The organism is Pseudomonas sp. MD195_PC81_125 (assembly GCF_014060985.1).
GTDB lineage: Bacteria > Pseudomonadota > Gammaproteobacteria > Pseudomonadales > Pseudomonadaceae > Aquipseudomonas > Aquipseudomonas parakoreensis.
This window is the reverse complement of the sequence record NZ_JABULD010000312.1, coordinates 14,117-31,063: the sequence shown is the minus strand read 5'-3', so window position 1 is coordinate 31,063 and position 16,947 is coordinate 14,117. Positions and strand designations below refer to the sequence as shown.

Annotated in this window: 15 protein-coding genes and 1 pseudogene; 7 read left to right on the top strand and 9 right to left on the bottom strand. The window is 61.3% G+C overall.

Annotation, left to right across the window (positions count from 1 at the left end):
- Positions 1-488: 488 nt before the first annotated feature.
- Entirely contained in the window at positions 489-1,592 is a 1,104-nt protein-coding gene (locus HT737_RS13205; RefSeq protein ID WP_007949927.1) for a GlxA family transcriptional regulator, read from the top strand.
- A gap of 89 nt (positions 1,593-1,681) precedes the next feature.
- Here the strand turns inward: HT737_RS13205 and HT737_RS13200 are convergent, their stop codons facing one another.
- From HT737_RS13200 to HT737_RS13175, 6 genes are all read right to left on the bottom strand, one after another.
- Positions 1,682-1,945: a hypothetical protein gene (locus HT737_RS13200; RefSeq protein ID WP_007962640.1), complete on the bottom strand. Its 264-nt coding sequence runs from the start codon at positions 1,943-1,945 to the stop codon at positions 1,682-1,684.
- A 352-nt stretch (positions 1,946-2,297) separates the two neighbouring features.
- Positions 2,298-3,461 (bottom strand): gamma-butyrobetaine dioxygenase, encoded by a 1,164-nt coding sequence (locus HT737_RS13195; RefSeq protein WP_182402805.1) that lies wholly within the window; start codon positions 3,459-3,461, stop codon positions 2,298-2,300.
- Between the two features lie 23 nt (positions 3,462-3,484).
- The gene (locus tag HT737_RS13190) at positions 3,485-3,961 is read right to left on the bottom strand and encodes a thioesterase family protein (protein ID WP_121187573.1); all 477 of its coding nucleotides are present in this window, start codon (positions 3,959-3,961) and stop codon (positions 3,485-3,487) included.
- Positions 3,962-4,140: 179 nt separating this feature from the next.
- A complete protein-coding gene (locus tag HT737_RS13185) occupies positions 4,141-5,106 on the bottom strand; it encodes an L-carnitine dehydrogenase (protein ID WP_182402803.1) in 966 nt (321 codons plus the stop codon).
- Positions 5,107-5,261: 155 nt separating this feature from the next.
- A complete protein-coding gene (locus HT737_RS13180; RefSeq protein ID WP_007962632.1) occupies positions 5,262-6,149 on the bottom strand; it encodes a 3-keto-5-aminohexanoate cleavage protein in 888 nt (295 codons plus the stop codon).
- Between the two features lie 73 nt (positions 6,150-6,222).
- Complete coding sequence (locus HT737_RS13175) at positions 6,223-7,167, bottom strand: choline ABC transporter substrate-binding protein (protein WP_047297076.1); 945 nt, start codon at positions 7,165-7,167, stop codon at positions 6,223-6,225.
- Between the two features lie 192 nt (positions 7,168-7,359).
- Here HT737_RS13175 and HT737_RS13170 point away from each other — a divergent pair, with 192 nt between their 5' ends.
- Positions 7,360-8,304 carry a GlxA family transcriptional regulator gene (locus HT737_RS13170; RefSeq protein ID WP_095121415.1) on the top strand — a complete coding sequence of 315 codons (945 nt, stop codon included), beginning with the start codon at positions 7,360-7,362 and terminating at the stop codon, positions 8,302-8,304.
- Between the two features lie 143 nt (positions 8,305-8,447).
- Here the strand turns inward: HT737_RS13170 and HT737_RS13165 are convergent, their stop codons facing one another.
- The 3 genes from HT737_RS13165 to HT737_RS13155 all read right to left on the bottom strand — a co-directional run bounded on the left by HT737_RS13165 (position 8,448) and on the right by HT737_RS13155 (position 9,721).
- Positions 8,448-8,864, bottom strand: a complete 417-nt coding sequence (locus HT737_RS13165; protein ID WP_095668139.1) for a DUF3010 family protein — start codon at positions 8,862-8,864, stop codon at positions 8,448-8,450.
- A 28-nt stretch (positions 8,865-8,892) separates the two neighbouring features.
- On the bottom strand, positions 8,893-9,216 hold the full coding sequence (locus HT737_RS13160) for a helix-turn-helix domain-containing protein (protein WP_182402801.1): 324 nt from the start codon (positions 9,214-9,216) through the stop codon (positions 8,893-8,895).
- Positions 9,217-9,319: 103 nt separating this feature from the next.
- On the bottom strand, positions 9,320-9,721 hold the full coding sequence (locus HT737_RS13155; protein ID WP_027610649.1) for a lysozyme inhibitor LprI family protein: 402 nt from the start codon (positions 9,719-9,721) through the stop codon (positions 9,320-9,322).
- A 234-nt stretch (positions 9,722-9,955) separates the two neighbouring features.
- Here HT737_RS13155 and HT737_RS13150 point away from each other — a divergent pair, with 234 nt between their 5' ends.
- From HT737_RS13150 to HT737_RS13130, 5 genes and pseudogenes are all read left to right on the top strand, one after another.
- Entirely contained in the window at positions 9,956-10,933 is a 978-nt protein-coding gene (locus HT737_RS13150) for a dipeptidase (RefSeq protein WP_007962626.1), read from the top strand.
- Positions 10,934-11,011: 78 nt separating this feature from the next.
- Positions 11,012-11,542, top strand: coding sequence for a DUF5943 domain-containing protein (locus tag HT737_RS13145; protein ID WP_007926354.1), 531 nt, complete (start codon positions 11,012-11,014; stop codon positions 11,540-11,542).
- 15 nt (positions 11,543-11,557) lie between these two features.
- Positions 11,558-13,618, top strand: a complete 2,061-nt coding sequence (dgcA, locus tag HT737_RS13140; protein ID WP_095668140.1) for a dimethylglycine demethylation protein DgcA — start codon at positions 11,558-11,560, stop codon at positions 13,616-13,618.
- A gap of 145 nt (positions 13,619-13,763) precedes the next feature.
- Positions 13,764-15,712: pseudogene (gene dgcB / locus HT737_RS13135) on the top strand (dimethylglycine demethylation protein DgcB).
- Positions 15,712-16,932 carry an electron transfer flavoprotein subunit alpha/FixB family protein gene (locus tag HT737_RS13130; RefSeq protein ID WP_182402799.1) on the top strand — a complete coding sequence of 407 codons (1,221 nt, stop codon included), beginning with the start codon at positions 15,712-15,714 and terminating at the stop codon, positions 16,930-16,932. Before dgcB ends, HT737_RS13130 begins: the two are co-directional and overlap by 1 nt.
- Positions 16,933-16,947: the final 15 nt, after the last annotated feature.

The window sequence follows — 16,947 nt, the reverse complement described above, 5'->3', positions numbered from 1 at the left end:
CTCGCTCCCACAGGAGCATGCATTCCAAATGTGGGAGCGAGCCTGCTCGCGAAGGGGCCAGACCAGTCAAAACTGCTCACCAAGTGCACACGCTGATCAAATCACGCCACCTTTTAGCGCGTCGCAATCAGATAAGAGCTTTTCCCACTCGCAGTGCGCCATTCGCACTCCCTACCGTCCGTCACCCGTGCCTGCGGTGACACTCCCCACAAACTGCGCGCAGGCCAGTTCCCACAAGTGCTACCGATCTGCTCACAGGCAGCGGGGCAGGGCGCTCACCGCCGCTGATGGCACTTCGAAACAGCTGTTGGCCGACGTCTTGAATAGACACGTCGCGACGTCGTTTTCAGGAGTTATTGAACGGCCATTCAATTTTAGGCATGGCATTTGCTCTGTCATAACAAAGCCCGTCTCCCACGTGAGAACGCCGGCAATAACAAGAGCCTCCGCCTGAGGCCATCACCCGCTTTGTGTGAGGAGATACCGCGATGACGTCGTTCAACTCCGGGGCCCAACCCCAGAACCGTGCGCCTCAATCCATCGGCTTTCTGCTGCTGGACAATTTCACGCTGATTTCTCTGGCCTCCGCAGTCGAACCCCTGCGCATGGCCAACCAATTGTCCGGTCGTGAGCTGTATCGCTGGAGCACCCTGACCGTCGATGGCGGACAGGTGTGGGCCAGTGACGGTCTGCAAATCACCCCCGATGCCTCCATGCACAAAGCCCCGCCCCTGGACACCGTGATCGTCTGCGGCGGCATTGGTATCCAACGCACCGTGACCCGTGAACATGTGTCATGGCTGCAGAGCCAGGCGCGTCAGTCCAAGCGTCTGGGCGCGGTGTGCACCGGCAGCTGGGCCTTGGCTTGCGCCGGTCTGCTCGACGGTTTTGATTGCAGCGTGCACTGGGAATGTCTGGCGGCGATGCAGGAAGCTTTCCCGCGTGTGGCGATGAGCACTCGTCTGTTCACCCTCGACCGTAACCGTTTCACCAGTTCCGGTGGTACCGCGCCACTGGACATGATGCTGCACCTGATCAGCCGCGATCATGGTCGCGAACTGTCTGCCGCGATCTCGGAGATGTTCGTCTACGAGCGCATCCGCAACGAGCAGGATCACCAGCGCGTGCCGCTCAAGCACATGCTCGGGACCAACCAACCGAAGCTGCAGGAAATCGTCGCGCTGATGGAAGCCAACCTCGAAGAGCCGATCGACCTCGACGAACTGGCGGTGTATGTCGCCGTGTCGCGTCGACAGCTGGAGCGGCTGTTCCAGAAATACCTGCACTGTTCGCCGTCGCGTTACTACCTCAAGCTGCGCCTGATCCGCGCCCGGCAACTGCTCAAGCAGACGCCGATGTCGATCATCGAAGTGGCCTCGGTGTGTGGTTTCGTGTCGACGCCGCACTTCTCCAAATGCTACCGCGAATACTTCGGTATTCCGCCGCGTGACGAACGCGTAGGCTCCAACACCACGCAGCAAGTGGCGATGCTGCCTCTGCCGCAGGCCATCGTGATGTCGCCGCTGTCGGGGCCGATGTCGGCGTTGAGTCAGGCGCGCAATGAGTCGACGTTTGCCAGCGTAAGGCTGTAAAGCAAAAGATCGCAGCCTGCGGCAGCTCCTACAGGGGATTGCATTTCAACTGTAGGAGCTGCCGCAGGCTGCGATCTTTTGATCTTCTGTCAGGCGCTGTGGCTTTGCTGATAATCCGCCAACGCGGGCAACAACTGCTTGTCGATCGCCTGACGCACCGCAGGCTGAATACTGGCGCCGCTGGTGTACATGTCCTTGACCATTTTGCGCAGTTCAAACGCGCGAACATTGTCCAGACCACGCACCGCACACTCACAGGCCTGCTCGGCGGTCGAACCGCTCGGCACCTGAAAACCCAACGCCTTGAGCTGGCCCAACAGGTCTTCCTGATCGATCAAATCGGCATACATCATGGCGCGCTTCCTTCTTCGGCAATGGAGGTCGTGGCTCGATTCTGGTGGGCATGCGCAGGCACGGCAAGGGTGATTTGTCGCAGTGGCCGCGACGGCTATGAACAGGTCGTTTTCGGCTAACTCAGTGCCAAGGGGAGTGGGCACACTGGCCTTAGCTCGCTACAGACGGTTTGGTCACCCTCGACTGGCAGCTCCTCAACAGTACCCTCTGCCCCGATCCTGTCACGGCTTGTATCGGGGCTTTTTTTAATTTTATGAAAGTCAAAAGATCGCAGCCTCCGGCAGCTCCTACAGTTGAAATGCGATCCCCTGTAGGAGCTGCCGCAGGCTGCGATCTTTTGCTTTTAGCGGTCTAGCGTTGCAACACCAGAATCCGCGACAACAACTCATCCCGATCGACGTAGCAGCCCTGGAAGTGCCGCGCCCCGGTGGCCGGGTCAAATGCATTGCGCGCATGCAGCGTGCGGCGATTATCAAAGCACCACAGTTCACCCGGATTGAGTCGCTGCATCAGGCGAAAACGTGGCTCACGGGTCATGGCGATCAAGCGCCGATAGGCCCGGTACAGCAGCGGCATTTGCTCCACCGACGTATCGAATGCGCCACGCAGAAAGTTTGCCATGCGAATCTCCGCCACCCGGCCCAACGCGTCCAGTGCAATGATCGGCGCCAGGCAGCGGTAGTCGCTGTGGCGGTCCTTGTTGCGAAACTCCACGGGGATTTCGCACAGTGCCTGAAACAGCTCCGGTGCTTCCTGACGCAACGCGTCGGCAATCGCGAAACCGTCGACAAAAATACTCTCGCCACCTTCGGCATCATTCACCAGGCAATGCAGAAATTGCAGCCCTGGTTGCAGCTCGCGAGTCGGCAAGTCGGTGTGCAATGGCAGGTTGAAAGCGGTGTAGGCGTTGCTGTCGGCATCGGCCTTCGATTGCACGTTGAACAGCACGCCGAAATTGCTCTCGCGGATGAACGAAATGCGCTGGGCGATCAGCTTCAGCGAACCTGGTTCGGTGGGCACGCCGCGCACCTGAGTCAGGCCGATGTCGCGCACCGCGATCAACCATTGCAGCAGCGCACCGTTGTCGTTCATCAGCGCTGAATAGTCGAATGCCGGTAGCTGTAAATTGCTGCGCCACAGATAGGGCTGAGGTTTGGCCGCCAGACGTTCGGCGCGGGACTCGTCGTCATAGGCGTGGGCGCGCAGCCAGCCCGGATCGAAGCGACTGTGGTGGCCGTCCTGCCAGTCGATCTGCAGACAGCCGTCGCTGTCGATGTGCGCGTTAACGGGAGCCAGATCCGGCGCGGCATCGACGATCTCGAATACCTGCTCGCGGGTGACGGTGTAGACACACTGTTCACACGGGCAGTTGTCCCGCAACCAGACATGGTGAAACGGGCTGACACGGCCATCAGCCCAGGCCAGCGAAACGCGATCCGTCAGGTTCTGCACGCCGCTCAGCGCGCTGATCAACGGATAACTGCGGAAATCGGCAACAGCGGCAGCGGTGTGCATAGTGGCTCCTTGCGTGGGAGGAATTAGCGGGCGGGTGGCAGGGCGATGACGCGGCCGATGTAAGCCGGGGCGGGCAGATCGACTTGCTCGGCGACGATGGCTTGCAGACGGTTCAAGGTATCCGGGGTGAATGGCGCCGAACGCGGGCCGGCGAGGTCGACGTGCAGCAGCATTTGCTCGTTACCGGCCAGTTCCTTGTCGTCGCCGGCCAGGTGCAGGCTGTGATAGAGGTGCAGGCGTTTGCTGTCGTGACCGATGATCTGCGTGCGCACTTCGACCTCGGCGTCGAGCTTCACTTCGTGCAGATAATTCAGGTGCAGTTCGAGGGTAAACAGTGAGTGGCCGCTGGCCTCGCGGTTGTTACTGTCCATGCCGAGACGATCCATCAGGGCGTCCGTGGCGTAGCTGAAGATCAGCAAGTAGAAGGCGTCGCGCAGGTGGCCGTTGTAGTCGACCCAGTCGGGGATGATGGTGGTTTGGTAGGTGGTGAGGGTGGGCATGGTTGAACTCCATAGATCGCTGGCGCAATACACATTGCGGCGAGGGAGCTTGCTCCCGCTGGGCTGCGCAGCAGCCCCAAAACCTCTGATCGCGGTGCGTCGGTCAGACAGCATTCGCTGGTTTTACGACCGCTTCGCGGCCGAGCGGGAGCAAGCTCCCTCGTCACAGGGGAAGGCGATTACTCGCTGAAACTCATCCCGTGCTTTTCCTTGGTGGTTTTCACCGCCTCCAGTACCGCCAGCAGGCAGTCATCACGATAGCGCTCCAGCGCTGAAATGCTGTGGCGGCCAAGCTGATCGCTGGTGCCATCGACCACATCGTCAATCAGCTTGTCAGTCAGCTCCGGTGCCGGCAGATACGTCCACGGCAACTGCAGCGCCGGGCCGAACTGCGACATGAAGTGACGCATCCCCGCGTCACCACCGGCCAGCGTATAAGTCAGGAACGTGCCCATGAACGACCAGCGCAGTCCGGCGCCAAAACGGATCGCGTCGTCGATCTCGCCAGTAGTCGCCACGCCGTCGTTGACCAGGTGCAGCGCCTCGCGCCACAGCGCTTCGAGCAAACGGTCGGCGATGAACCCTGGCACTTCCTTGCGCACATGCAACGGGCGCATGCCGAGGAACTCGTAAACCTTCATAGCCGCTTGCACAGCTTCCGGCGCGGTGTGCTTGCCACCGACCACTTCCACCAGCGGCAGCAGGTAAACCGGATTGAACGGGTGACCGACCACGCAGCGTTCAGGGTGGGTCGAACTCTCGTAGAACTCGCTCGGCAACAGGCCGGAAGTGCTCGATCCGATCAAGGCATTGGGCTTGGCCGCTGCGCTGATTTTGCTGTGCAGATCGAGTTTCAGCTCGAGGCGTTCCGGGGCGCTTTCCTGGATGAAGTCGGCATCGCGCACGCATTCTTCGATGGTCGCGACAAAGCGCAGCCGATCCTGCGACGCACCCGGCGCCAGACCGTTTTTCTCCAACGCGCCCCAGGCATTGGCCACGCGTTTGCGCAGCGCCGCTTCGGCACCCGGCGCCGGGTCCCAGGCCACCACGTCAAGGCCGTGGGCGAGGGCGCGGGCGACCCAGCCGCTGCCGATGACGCCGCTGCCGAGGGCGGCGAAGGTTTTGATGTCGGTGATAAAACTCATAGGAACTCCGAAAAAGGTGTTTCCTGTAGGAGCTGCCGAAGGTGCGATCTTTTTGATTTTTGATTGTTTGAAGCAAGATCAAAAGATCGCAGCCTGCGGCAGCTCCTACAGGTGAAATTGGGGTGCAGTCAGGGCCCCATTTTTGGGGCTGAGATTTAGCCGCGCTGGGTCAGGCCCATTTTTTTGCGCCCTTCGGCCGGGGTCAGCACCCGGGCGCCGAGGCGGCTGAGGATCTCGGTGGCGCGTTCGACCAGTTGGCCGTTGGTTGCCAGCACGCCTTTGTCCAGCCACAGGTTGTCTTCCAGGCCGACCCGCACGTTGCCGCCAAGCAGCACCGCTTGTGCGGCCATCGGCATTTGCATGCGGCCGATGCCGAACCCGGCCCACACCGCGTCCGCCGGCAGATTGTCGACCATGGCTTTCATGGTGGTGGTGTCCGCCGGAGCGCCCCACGGGATGCCCAGGCACAGCTGGAACAACGGGTTGTCGAGCAGGCCTTCCTTGATCATCTGTTTGGCGAACCACAGGTGGCCGGTGTCGAAAATTTCCAGTTCGGCCTTCACCCCCAGCTCGGTGATGCGCTTGGCGCCGGCGCGCAGTTGCGCCGGCGTCGAGACGTAAATGGTGTCGCCGTCGCCGAAGTTCAGCGTGCCGCAATCGAGGGTGCAGATTTCCGGCAGCAGTTCTTCAACGTGGGCCAGACGGGTCAGCGGGCCGACCAGATCGGTGTTCGGGCCGAACTCCATCGGGTGCTCGCCAGCACCGATTTCGAGGTCACCGCCCATGCCGGCGGTGAGGTTGACGATGATGTCGACGTCAGCCTCGCGGATGCGCTCCATCACTTCGCGGTACAGCGCCACGTCACGGCTGAACTTGCCGGTCTGCGGGTCGCGCACATGGCAGTGCACCACCGTGGCGCCGGCCTTGGCGGCTTCCACGGCAGCCGCGGCGATCTGTTTCGGGGTGACCGGCACGTGCGGGCTCTTGGCGGTCGTGTCGCCAGCACCGGTGAGTGCGCAGGTGATGATGACGTCGTGGTTCATGGTGCGTTTCCTTCAGGCGTGATGGGTCTGTTCGCAGCCCGGTCGGGGCTGCGAAGCGTTGATTTCCGGTGTTTTATTTGCTGGTCAGTTGCAGGTTTTCAGCGGCCGGTTTGCCATCGAAGGTGGTTACACCTTCCAGCCAGCGCTGCTTGTCTTCGGGGTGATCCTTGAGCCATTGCCTGGCCGATTCGAACGCGTCCTTGTGATCGAGCAGCGGTTGCATCATGCGGCTCTCGTCTTCGGCGGTGAACGTCAGGTTGCTCAGCAGGCGACCGATGTTCGGGCACTGTTCGGCGTATTTTGGCGCGGTGACCGTCCACACCGTGGCCATGCCTTCGTTCGGGCCGAGGGCGTCCTCGCTGCCAGTGAGGTAAGTCATCTTGACGTTCACGTTCATCGGGTGCGGTGCCCAGCCGAAGAACACCACGGCTTCCTTGCGGCGCACGGCGCGGTCGACAGCGGCGAGCATCCCGGCTTCGCTGGATTCGACCAGCTGGAATTTGCCGAGGCCGAACTGGTTCTTGGCGATCATCGCCTTGATCTGCGTATTGGCGCCCGAGCCCGGCTCGATGCCGTAGATCTTGCCGCCCAGTTCTTTCTCGAATTTGGCGATGTCGGCGAAGGTCTTCAGGCCCTTGTCCGCCAGATAAGTCGGCACGGCGAGGGTCGCGCGGGCGTCTTTCAGGCTTGGCGCCGGCAGGACCTTGACCTGGTTGGCGTCGACGAACGGGGTGATGGTCTGGGTCATCAGCGGGTTCCAGTAGCCGAGGAACAGATCCAGCCGCTGATCGCGAATCCCGGCGAAGATGATCTGCTGGGACGCGCTGGTTTGTTTGGTGCTGTAGCCGAGGCCATCGAGCAGCACTTGAGTCATGGCACTGGTGGCGATCACGTCAGTCCAGTTCACGACGCCCATGCGCACGTTCTGGCACGACGCAGGTTCGGCCGCCATGACGCTGGCGCTCAAGAAAGCGGTACCGCTGAGTGCAAGAACACAGCTGCTGATCAGTCGTTTCATGTCGGGTTCCTCGGCAGGTCGTTTATTGTGGTTCCCGGCGTCTGATGCGCCGGTGATGCCAAGTTACGCAGCAATGCCCCCGTAAAAACGCACTGCGGCGACTGGCTCTTGCACTGTAGCGACCTGTGCTCTTGAACGCTGACGACAATCGGCGTATCAACGATCCACGCTACCCGCTAACCGAGTGCGCACATGTCCCAGGATTTCTACTTTCTGCTGATGCCGGGTTTTTCCGCCATCGGTTTCATCTCGGCGATCGAACCGCTACGGGTGGCCAACCGCTTTCGCGGCGAGTTGTACCGCTGGCACGTGCTCAGCGCCGATGGCGGGGCGGTGCTGGCGAGCAATGGCATGTCGGTCAACGCCGATGCGGCGCTGGAGCCGCTGAAGAAAGGTGCGACGCTGTTGGTGGTGGCCGGATTCGAACCGCTGAAGTTCGCCACGCCAACCCTTGAGCACTGGCTGCGCCGGCTGGACAACGAAGGCGTGACCCTGGGCGCCATCGATACCGGCAGTTTCGTCCTCGCCGAAGCCGGCCTGCTCGACGGCCATCGCTTGACCCTGCACTGGGAGGCCATCGATGCGTTCAAGGAATCTTATCCACAGCTCAGCGTGACCCAGGAATTGTTCGAAATCGATCGGCGGCGCATCACCTCGGCGGGCGGCACGGCGTCTATCGACCTGATGCTCGATCTGATCGCCCAGGCCCACGGCCCGCAACTGGCGATCCAGGTCAGCGAGCAGTTCGTGCTGGGACGGATTCGTCCGCGCAAGGACCACCAGCGCATGGAAGTCGCCACGCGCTACGGCATCAGCAACAAGAAGCTGGTGCAGGTGATTGGCGAGATGGAGCAGCACAGCGAACCACCGCTGACCACGCTGCAACTGGCGGAATCGATCAAGGTCACGCGGCGGCAGCTGGAGCGCTTGTTTCGGCTGCATCTGAATGACACACCGAGCAATTTCTATCTGCGCTTGAGGTTGGAAAAGGCCCGGCAGTTATTGCGCCAGACCGATATGAGCGTGCTGGAGGTCAGCATCGCTTGCGGGTTTGAATCGCCGTCGTATTTCACCCGCAGCTACCGCGCACGCTTCGCCCGTTGCCCCCGCGAAGACCGGCGTACCGCTCAGGCCTGAAGGGTTTTAGCAACGCCATAGAACCCTGTGGGAGCGGGCTTGCCCGCGATGAGTCCAGCACATCCAACATTGTTATTGCCTGACACACCGCCATCGCGGGCAAGCCCGCTCCCACAGGTTTCAATGTGATGTCGGGAATCGCGTTACTTCTTCACCAACGCCGAACACGCCGCTTTATAAGCCTCATGCTGATACTTGTTCAGCGTCCCCGGCAGCTCGAAATTGTGCTTCTTGGCCTGCGCATTGATCGTCTGCGGCGATAAAAGCGTCACCTCACACCCCTCCAGCAACTGAAACACCCCCTCGATCTTGAACGTGGTCGGCCCACCGGCAAACTCACCCTTCTTGCTGCGCTTCTTGATCGCAATCCGGTCAATCGAATGCTCGCGTACAAACGACGCCACCTGCGCCGCGAAGCGTTTGACGTTGGCCGCCTCGTCATCATCGTCGAGGGCGATTTTCTTGGTGCTCAGTGCAACGTGGCTCAAGGCCGAACCGTCGAGGGAGGCCACGGCGATGATCGCTTCGCTGCCTTTGATTTCGATGCCGCAGATGTTCATGGGAATTCCTTTGAATGAAGAGGGCAGCCTACAACTCAAGCTGATTGGCGGTGATGCCGAACGCTGCGGCAATTTTCTCGCGGGTTGCCTTGCGTGGCTTCGCTACTGTTTCCTGTTGAGCGAACGCCGGCTGGGAAATTCCCAGACGTTTCGCCGCTTCTTCCTGAGTCAGGTTCAGGTGTTCGCGCCAGGCACGGATCGGTGTCGCCCCGTCAACCATGCGACTGACCACCTCATGCGGGATCAGATCGGGCTGCATTTTCTGAGCGACGTATTGAGCGTAGGGAATGACCACGAAGGCCGGGTTGCCCTCGGCATCGTTGATGATTTGGATGTCGACGGATTGAGTCATGGCACTGGAAACATAAGTCTTTTATAAGATTTTCGAATCTTTACTTATATTTTCCAGTCGGCCAATCAACAACGTTTGTCGGCATGTTGCCGAACTTCCCGAATCACTCCTGCCCAATCGACTCCAAAAACTCCGATCGTTCGTCACTCATCCGCGCCACACAGTCATTCTGCGCAATCTTGAAAGCCTTGCTGCCTTCGGTGGCGGGGAAGGCTTCCACGGCGCAATCGGCGTCGCGGGTTTTCAGCCATTGTTGCTGGGCGGTTTTCAGTTTGGCGGTGATGTCGGCCAGTTGCGCGGCGTTTTTGCCGTAGGTGGCCTGCATGCGCTCGTTGAGGCTGGCGTAGTTGTCCTTGAGCAGGTCTTCGGCGGTGCTGCGGCTGTAGGTCGAGCATTCCAGGGTCTGGACGTCGTTTTCCACCGCGTCGCACGGGTTGTTGTCGGTCTCTTCGGCGGCGTGTACGCCGGTCGCCATCAGTGCCAAAGCCAGGAAGATCGATTTCATGGTTGTCGCCGCTCTAATCCAGTGGTGTATCCAAGATGCGCCAGATTCTGGCTCAAGCTGGCGGGCTTGAACAGGTAGCTGATCGCAGCGCCTGGCGACCCTTTGTCGCGGATTGACGCTTTCGGCAATTCCCCTGTCGTTTTTGCACCCGGTCGCCCCGGCACCGAGGCATATGCTGGCCCCAAAGCGCCGGCAGACGATTCGGCGCATGAATCGCCAATAAGGGGACGCCTGATGAGCCCAGCCGAATTACACGCCGACAGCATCGTTATCGACGGTCTGATCATTGCCAAATGGAACCGCGAGCTGTTTGAAGACATGCGCAAGGGCGGTCTGACGGCGGCCAACTGCACCGTGTCGGTGTGGGAAGGCTTTCAGGCGACCGTGAACAATATCGCCGCCAGCCAGAAGCTGATCCGCGAAAACAGCGATCTGGTAATGCCGGTGCGCACCACCGCCGACATTCGTCGCGCCAAGGAGCAGGGCAAGACCGGCATCCTCTTCGGCTTCCAGAATGCTCACGCGTTCGAAGACCAGATTGGCTATGTCGAGGTGTTCAAGCAACTCGGCGTCGGTATCGTGCAGATGTGCTACAACACGCAGAATCTGGTCGGCACCGGCTGCTACGAGCGCGACGGCGGTCTGTCGGGCTTCGGTCGTGAGATCGTCGCCGAAATGAACCGCGTCGGCGTCATGTGCGACCTGTCCCACGTCGGCTCCAAGACTTCAGAAGAAGTCATCCTCGAATCGAAAAAGCCGGTTTGCTATTCCCACTGCCTGCCGTCGGGTCTCAAAGAGCACCCGCGCAACAAGTCCGATGCCGAACTTAAGTTCATCGCTGACCACGGCGGTTTTGTCGGCGTGACCATGTTCGCGCCGTTCCTCGCCAAGGGCATCGATTCGACCATCGACGATTACGCCGAAGCCATCGAATACACCATGAACATCGTTGGCGAAGACGCCATCGGCATCGGCACCGACTTCACCCAGGGGCACGGCCAGGACTTCTTCGAATACCTGACCCATGACAAGGGCTACGCCCGTCGTCTGACCAGCTTCGGCAAGATCATCAACCCGCTGGGCATCCGCACCGTCGGCGAGTTCCCGAACCTGACCGAAACCCTGCTCAAGCGCGGCCACTCCGAGCGTGTGGTACGCAAGATCATGGGCGAAAACTGGGTGAACGTCTTGAAGGACGTTTGGGGCGAATAAGCCGCCGCACTTCTGAATCCTTTCCCCCGGCCGTCCGTGCCGGGGGCAACAAACCGAATTTTCTGGAGTTAAGTTTCCATGGCCAAGATCGCCCCGCAATTGCCAATCGAAGTCGACAGCGAAACCGGTGTCTGGACCTCCGACGCCCTGCCGATGCTCTACGTGCCACGCCACTTTTTCGTCAATAACCACATGGGCATCGAGGAAGTGCTGGGCGCCGACGCCTATGCCGAAATCCTCTACAAGGCCGGCTACAAGTCCGCCTGGCACTGGTGCGAAAAAGAAGCTGAATGCCACGGCCTGGAAGGCGTCGCGGTGTTCGAGCACTACATGAAGCGTCTGTCGCAACGCGGCTGGGGCCTGTTCAAGATTCAGGACATCGACCTCGACAAAGGCACCGCCAGCGTCAAGCTCGAACACTCGGCGTTCGTCTACGTGTACGGCAAGGTCGGGCGCAAGGTCGACTACATGTTCACCGGCTGGTTTGCCGGCGCCATGGATCAGATTCTCGCCGCTCGCGGCAGCAAGATTCGTACGGTTGCCGAGCAAGTCTACGGTGGCTCCGAAGAAGGCCATGACGACGGCCTGTTCACCGTCAAGCCGTTGTAAGTCGAGGAACCCGCCATGGCTTTCGAAGCAATGTTCCAGCCGATCCAGATCGGCAAACTGACCATCCGCAACCGCGTGCTCAGCACCGCGCACGCTGAGGTATACGCGACTGACGGTGGCATGACCACCGAGCGCTACGTCAAATACTACGAAGAGAAAGCCAAGGGCGGCATTGGCCTGGCGATCTGCGGCGGTTCGTCGGTGGTCGCCATCGACAGCCCGCAGCAATGGTGGAGTTCGGTGAACCTGTCCACCGACCGGATCATTCCGCACTTCCAGAATCTGGCCGACGCCATGCACAAGCACGGCGCCAAGATCATGATCCAGATTACCCACATGGGCCGACGCTCACGTTGGGACGGCTTCCACTGGCCGACCTTGATGTCGCCGTCGGGCATCCGTGAACCGGTGCACCGCGCCACCTGCAAGACCATCGAGCCGGAAGAAATCTGGCGGGTGATCGGCAACTACGCGCAAGCCGCGCGCCGTGCCAAGGCTGGTGGCCTGGATGGTGTCGAACTGTCGGCCGTGCACCAGCACATGATCGACCAGTTCTGGAGCCCGCGCGTCAACAAGCGTACCGATGAATGGGGTGGCAGCTTCGAAGGCCGGATGAAGTTCGGTCTGGAAGTGTTGAAAGCCGTGCGCGCCGAGGTCGGTGACGATTTCTGCGTCGGCATGCGCATCTGCGGTGACGAGTTCCACCCGGACGGTCTGTCCCACGAAGACATGAAGCAGATCGCCAAGTATTACGACGATACCGGCATGCTCGATTTCATCGGCGTCGTCGGCTCGGGTTGCGACACCCACAACACCCTGGCCAACGTGATTCCGAACATGAGCTATCCGCCGGAGCCGTTCCTGCACCTGGCGGCCGGAATCAAGGAAGTGGTCAAGGTGCCGGTGCTGCACGCGCAGAACATCAAGGACCCGAACCAGGCCACGCGCATCCTTGAAGGCGGTTACGTCGACATGGTTGGCATGACCCGCGCGCACATCGCCGACCCGCACCTGATCGCCAAGATCAAGATGGGCCAGGTCGACCAGATCAAACAGTGTGTCGGCGCCAACTACTGCATCGACCGTCAGTACCAAGGTCTGGACGTGCTGTGCATCCAGAACGCCGCGACGTCCCGTGAATACATGGGCGTGCCGCACATCATCGAGAAGTCCACCGGGCCGAAACGCAAGGTGGTGATCGTCGGTGCCGGCCCTGCCGGGATGGAAGCTGCGCGTGTGGCGGCCGAACGTGGCCACGACGTGACCCTGTTCGAGAAGAAAGAATTCATCGGCGGGCAGATCACCACGGCGTCGAAAGCGCCGCAGCGTGACCAGATCGCCGGCATCACCCGCTGGTTCCAGCTGGAGCTGGCGCGCCTGAAAGTCGACCTGCGTCTGGGCACTGCCGCAGATGCCGACACCCTCATGGATCTGCGCCCGGACATCGTGGTGCTGGCGGTCGGTGGTCATCCATACCTTGAGCAGAACGAACACTGGGGTGCCGCCGAAGGCTTGGTGGTCAGCAGCTGGGACGTGCTCGACGGCAAGGTTGCGCCGGGCAAGAACGTGCTGGTCTACGACACCATCTGCGAGTTCACCGGGATGTCGGTCGCCGACTTCCTCGCCGACAAGGGCAGCCAGGTCGAGATCGTTACCGACGACATCAAACCGGGCGTGGCCATCGGCGGTACGTCGTTCCCGACCTACTACCGCAGCATGTACCCGAAAGAAGTGATCATGACCGGCGACATGATGCTGGAAAAGGTCTACCGCGAAGGCGACAAGCTGGTGGCGGTGCTGGAGAACGAGTACACCGGCGCCAAAGAGGAGCGGGTGGTCGATCAGGTGGTGGTGGAAAACGGCGTGCGTCCGGATGAGGAAATCTACTACGCGCTCAAAGAGGGTTCGCGCAACAAGGGCCAGATCGACGTCGAAGCGTTGTTCGCGATCCAGCCACAACCTTCGCTGAGCAGCACCGGTGACGGCTACTTGCTGTTCCGCATCGGCGACTGCGTGGCGCAGCGTAATACCCATGCTGCGATCTATGACGCCCTGCGGTTGTGCAAAGACTTCTGACGGCTTGCACACAACCCTGTAGGAGCTGCCGAAGGTGCGATCTTTTGACTTTTTGTTGTTCAAAGCAAGATCAAAAGATCGCAGCCTGCGGCAGCTCCTACGCAAAGACCGTGTTTCTCCAGGCTGTACTGGTGGGAGCTTCACCATGTTGAACACCCTTCTTCCAATCCTGTTGTTCGCAGCCCTGGCCCTTGCGGTGCTGGGCGCGTTGCGGCGGGTGGCCATGTGGCGTCGGGGCCGGGCCTCGAAGGTCGATCTGATCGGCGGCCTGTTCGCCATGCCCAAGCGCTACATGGTCGACCTGCACCATGTGGTGGCGCGGGACAAATACATCGCCAACACCCACGTGGCCACGGCCGGTGGTGCGGTGGCGTCGATCGTGTTGGCGATTCTGGTGCACGGTTTCGGCCTGCATAACCGCATCCTCGGCTACGCGCTGCTGTTGATGACGGCGGTGATGTTCGTCGGGGCAATCTTCGTTTATCGGCGTCGGCTCAACCCGCCGGCACGGCTGTCGAAAGGCCCGTGGATGCGTCTGCCGAAAAGCCTGCTGGCGTTCTCGGCGTCGTTCTTTCTGGTGACCTTGCCGGTGGCCGGGATCCTTCCAGAGAACTTCGGCGGCTGGCTGCTGGCAGCGATTCTCGGGCTCGGCGTTTTGTGGGGCGTGTCGGAACTGTTCTTCGGCATGACCTGGGGCGGGCCGATGAAGCACGCCTTCGCTGGTGCCCTGCACCTGGCCTGGCACCGTCGCGCCGAGCGCTTTGGCGGCGGTCGTTCCACCGGTTTGAAACCGCTGGACCTCAACGATCCATCGGCGCCGCTGGGTGTGGAAAAACCCAAGGATTTCACCTGGAACCAGTTGCTCGGTTTTGACGCCTGCGTGCAGTGCGGCAAGTGCGAAGCAGCTTGCCCGGCGTTCGCTGCCGGCCAGCCGCTGAACCCGAAAAAGCTGATTCAGGACATGGTCGTCGGCCTGGCTGGCGGCACTGACGCGAAGTTTGCTGGCAGTCCGTATCCGGGCAAGCCAATTGGTGAGCACAGCGGTAATCCGCATCAACCGATCGTCAACGGTCTGGTCGATGCCGAAACCCTGTGGTCGTGCACCACTTGCCGCGCTTGCGTCGAGGAGTGCCCGATGATGATCGAGCACGTCGACGCGATCGTCGACATGCGCCGCCACCTGACGCTGGAAAAAGGCGCGACCCCGAACAAGGGCGCCGAAGTCCTGGAAAATCTGATCGCCACCGACAACCCCGGCGGTTTTGCCCCGGGTGGGCGGATGAACTGGGCGGCGGACCTGAACCTCAATCTGCTGAGCGAGAAGAAGTCCACTGACGTGCTGTTCTGGGTCGCGACGGTGCCTTCGACATGCGCAACCAGCGCACCTTGCGTGCGTTCGTCAAAGTGCTGAAGGCCGCGAAAATCGACTTCGCCGTACTCGGCCTCGAAGAACGCGACAGCGGCGACGTGGCCCGGCGTCTCGGTGACGAAGCGACGTTCCAGTTGCTCGCCAAACGCAATATCCAGACCCTGGCCAAATACCGCTTCAACCGCATCGTCACCTGCGATCCGCACAGTTTCCATGTGCTGAAAAACGAGTACGGCGCGTTCGACGGCAACTACCTGGTGCAGCACCACAGCACCTACATGGCGGAAATCATTCAGGCCGGTGCGCTGAACCTCGGTCAGCACAAAGGCAACAGCGTGACCTATCACGACCCGTGCTACCTCGGTCGTTACAACGGCGAGTACGAGGCGCCGCGTGAAGTGCTGCGCGCCCTCGGCATCGAGGTCAAAGAGATGCAGCGTTCCGGCTTCCGCTCGCGCTGCTGCGGCGGTGGTGGCGGTGCGCCGATCACTGACATTCCGGGCAAGCAGCGGATTCCCGACATGCGCATGGAAGACATCCGCGAGACCGGCGCCGAGCTGGTGGCGGTGGGTTGTCCACAATGCACGGCGATGCTCGAAGGCGTGGTCGAACCGCGTCCGCTGATCAAGGACATCGCCGAACTGGTGGCCGACGCGCTGCTTGAAGATGCCGCGCCAGACAAGCCTGCCACGCCGGCCAAACGTGAACCTGCGGAGGCCCACTGATGAGCGACATTATCCGCCGCGACCCACGCGCCGAATGGATTGCGCGTAACCGTCTGCACCCGCTGCACGCGGCCATGCAACCGGCGCAACACAGCTGGATGGGCCCCAACGGGATCATCCGCAAGAACCTGCACGGCATCGGTTTCATCGGCCCCAACGGCATCAAGCGTATCGACCGCAGCGGCGCGCAACAGGGTGGGGCAGTCAAACGCTCGGCCACGGTTGAAGTGCAACTGCCGCTGCATCAGGTACCGGCCCCGGCGTTCTACATCAGCGTGGTGCCGGACATGGTCGGTGGGCGTTTGAGCAGCCACGACCGCGACCTGCTGGGCCTGGCTCACCAACTGGCCGGCAAGGACGGTGCGGTGCTGGCGGTGGTGTTTGGCGAACACAAAGAGAGCGCCTTCGCCACGGCCGGCGTCGATCGTTTGCTGGTACTGGAGGGCGACCAATTCAGCGGTTATGCACCGGAACAACGGGTGCAGGGCTTGCGGGCTGTGGATAACCAGTTCAACCCGCGCCATTGGCTACTGCCGGACAGCCGCAGCGGTGGCGGTGAACTCGGTCGGCGACTGGCCGCAGCACTGGGCGAACGCCCGGCCACACGGGTCTGGCAGGTCAAGGATCAGCAATGCATCGGGCGCGCTGGCGCGGGCTTGCAAGACCTGGCGCGGCCGGTCGCCCGCTTGATTCTGGCTGCCGCCGAATGCGCCGAACCGGTCAGCGAAACCCGTCACGAAGCCCTGCCGGTGGAGTTATCCACAACGGTGGCGCGCAGCCTGTCGCGGATCGAGGATCTGGGTGCGGTGGCGGTGGATCCGGCGGCCATTCCGATGGCCGAAGCCGAGTTCATCTTCTCCGGTGGCAACGGGGTCAAGGACTGGGATCTTTTCCACAGGACCGCCGCCGCTCTCGGCGCCACCGAAGGCGCCTCGCGGGTGGCGGTGGACGACGGCTTCATGGCCCGTGACCGGCAGGTCGGCGCGTCCGGTACCTGGGTCACCGCACGGGTTTATGTGGCTGTGGGTATCTCCGGGGCGATCCAGCACCTGCAGGGCATCGGTGCCTGCGACAAGGTGGTGGCGATCAACCTCGACCCGGGATGCGACATGATCAAACGCGCCGACCTGTCGGTGATCGGCGAGAGCGCGGAGATTCTTCAAGCCTTGATCGCGGCGGTAGCGGCTTACCGCAACGACGCCAAGCGCGATGCGGCTTAAGGGAAGGACACAGTT

What these genes read in the sequence shown, in the direction of transcription:
- HT737_RS13175 (WP_047297076.1), bottom strand. Translation starts at nt 7,167, where the DNA reads ATGAAACGACTGATCAGCAGCTGTGTTCTTGCACTCAGCGGTACCGCT.
- HT737_RS13150 (WP_007962626.1), top strand. Translation starts at nt 9,956, where the DNA reads ATGAGCCCAGCCGAATTACACGCCGACAGCATCGTTATCGACGGTCTG.
- HT737_RS13165 (WP_095668139.1), bottom strand. Translation starts at nt 8,864, where the DNA reads ATGAACATCTGCGGCATCGAAATCAAAGGCAGCGAAGCGATCATCGCC.
- HT737_RS13145 (WP_007926354.1), top strand. Translation starts at nt 11,012, where the DNA reads ATGGCCAAGATCGCCCCGCAATTGCCAATCGAAGTCGACAGCGAAACC.
- HT737_RS13160 (WP_182402801.1), bottom strand. Translation starts at nt 9,216, where the DNA reads ATGACTCAATCCGTCGACATCCAAATCATCAACGATGCCGAGGGCAAC.
- HT737_RS13200 (WP_007962640.1), bottom strand. Translation starts at nt 1,945, where the DNA reads ATGATGTATGCCGATTTGATCGATCAGGAAGACCTGTTGGGCCAGCTC.
- HT737_RS13170 (WP_095121415.1), top strand. Translation starts at nt 7,360, where the DNA reads ATGTCCCAGGATTTCTACTTTCTGCTGATGCCGGGTTTTTCCGCCATC.
- HT737_RS13180 (WP_007962632.1), bottom strand. Translation starts at nt 6,149, where the DNA reads ATGAACCACGACGTCATCATCACCTGCGCACTCACCGGTGCTGGCGAC.
- HT737_RS13195 (WP_182402805.1), bottom strand. Translation starts at nt 3,461, where the DNA reads ATGCACACCGCTGCCGCTGTTGCCGATTTCCGCAGTTATCCGTTGATC.
- dgcA (WP_095668140.1), top strand. Translation starts at nt 11,558, where the DNA reads ATGGCTTTCGAAGCAATGTTCCAGCCGATCCAGATCGGCAAACTGACC.
- HT737_RS13155 (WP_027610649.1), bottom strand. Translation starts at nt 9,721, where the DNA reads ATGAAATCGATCTTCCTGGCTTTGGCACTGATGGCGACCGGCGTACAC.
- HT737_RS13185 (WP_182402803.1), bottom strand. Translation starts at nt 5,106, where the DNA reads ATGAGTTTTATCACCGACATCAAAACCTTCGCCGCCCTCGGCAGCGGC.
- HT737_RS13205 (WP_007949927.1), top strand. Translation starts at nt 489, where the DNA reads ATGACGTCGTTCAACTCCGGGGCCCAACCCCAGAACCGTGCGCCTCAA.
- HT737_RS13190 (WP_121187573.1), bottom strand. Translation starts at nt 3,961, where the DNA reads ATGCCCACCCTCACCACCTACCAAACCACCATCATCCCCGACTGGGTC.
- HT737_RS13130 (WP_182402799.1), top strand. Translation starts at nt 15,712, where the DNA reads ATGAGCGACATTATCCGCCGCGACCCACGCGCCGAATGGATTGCGCGT.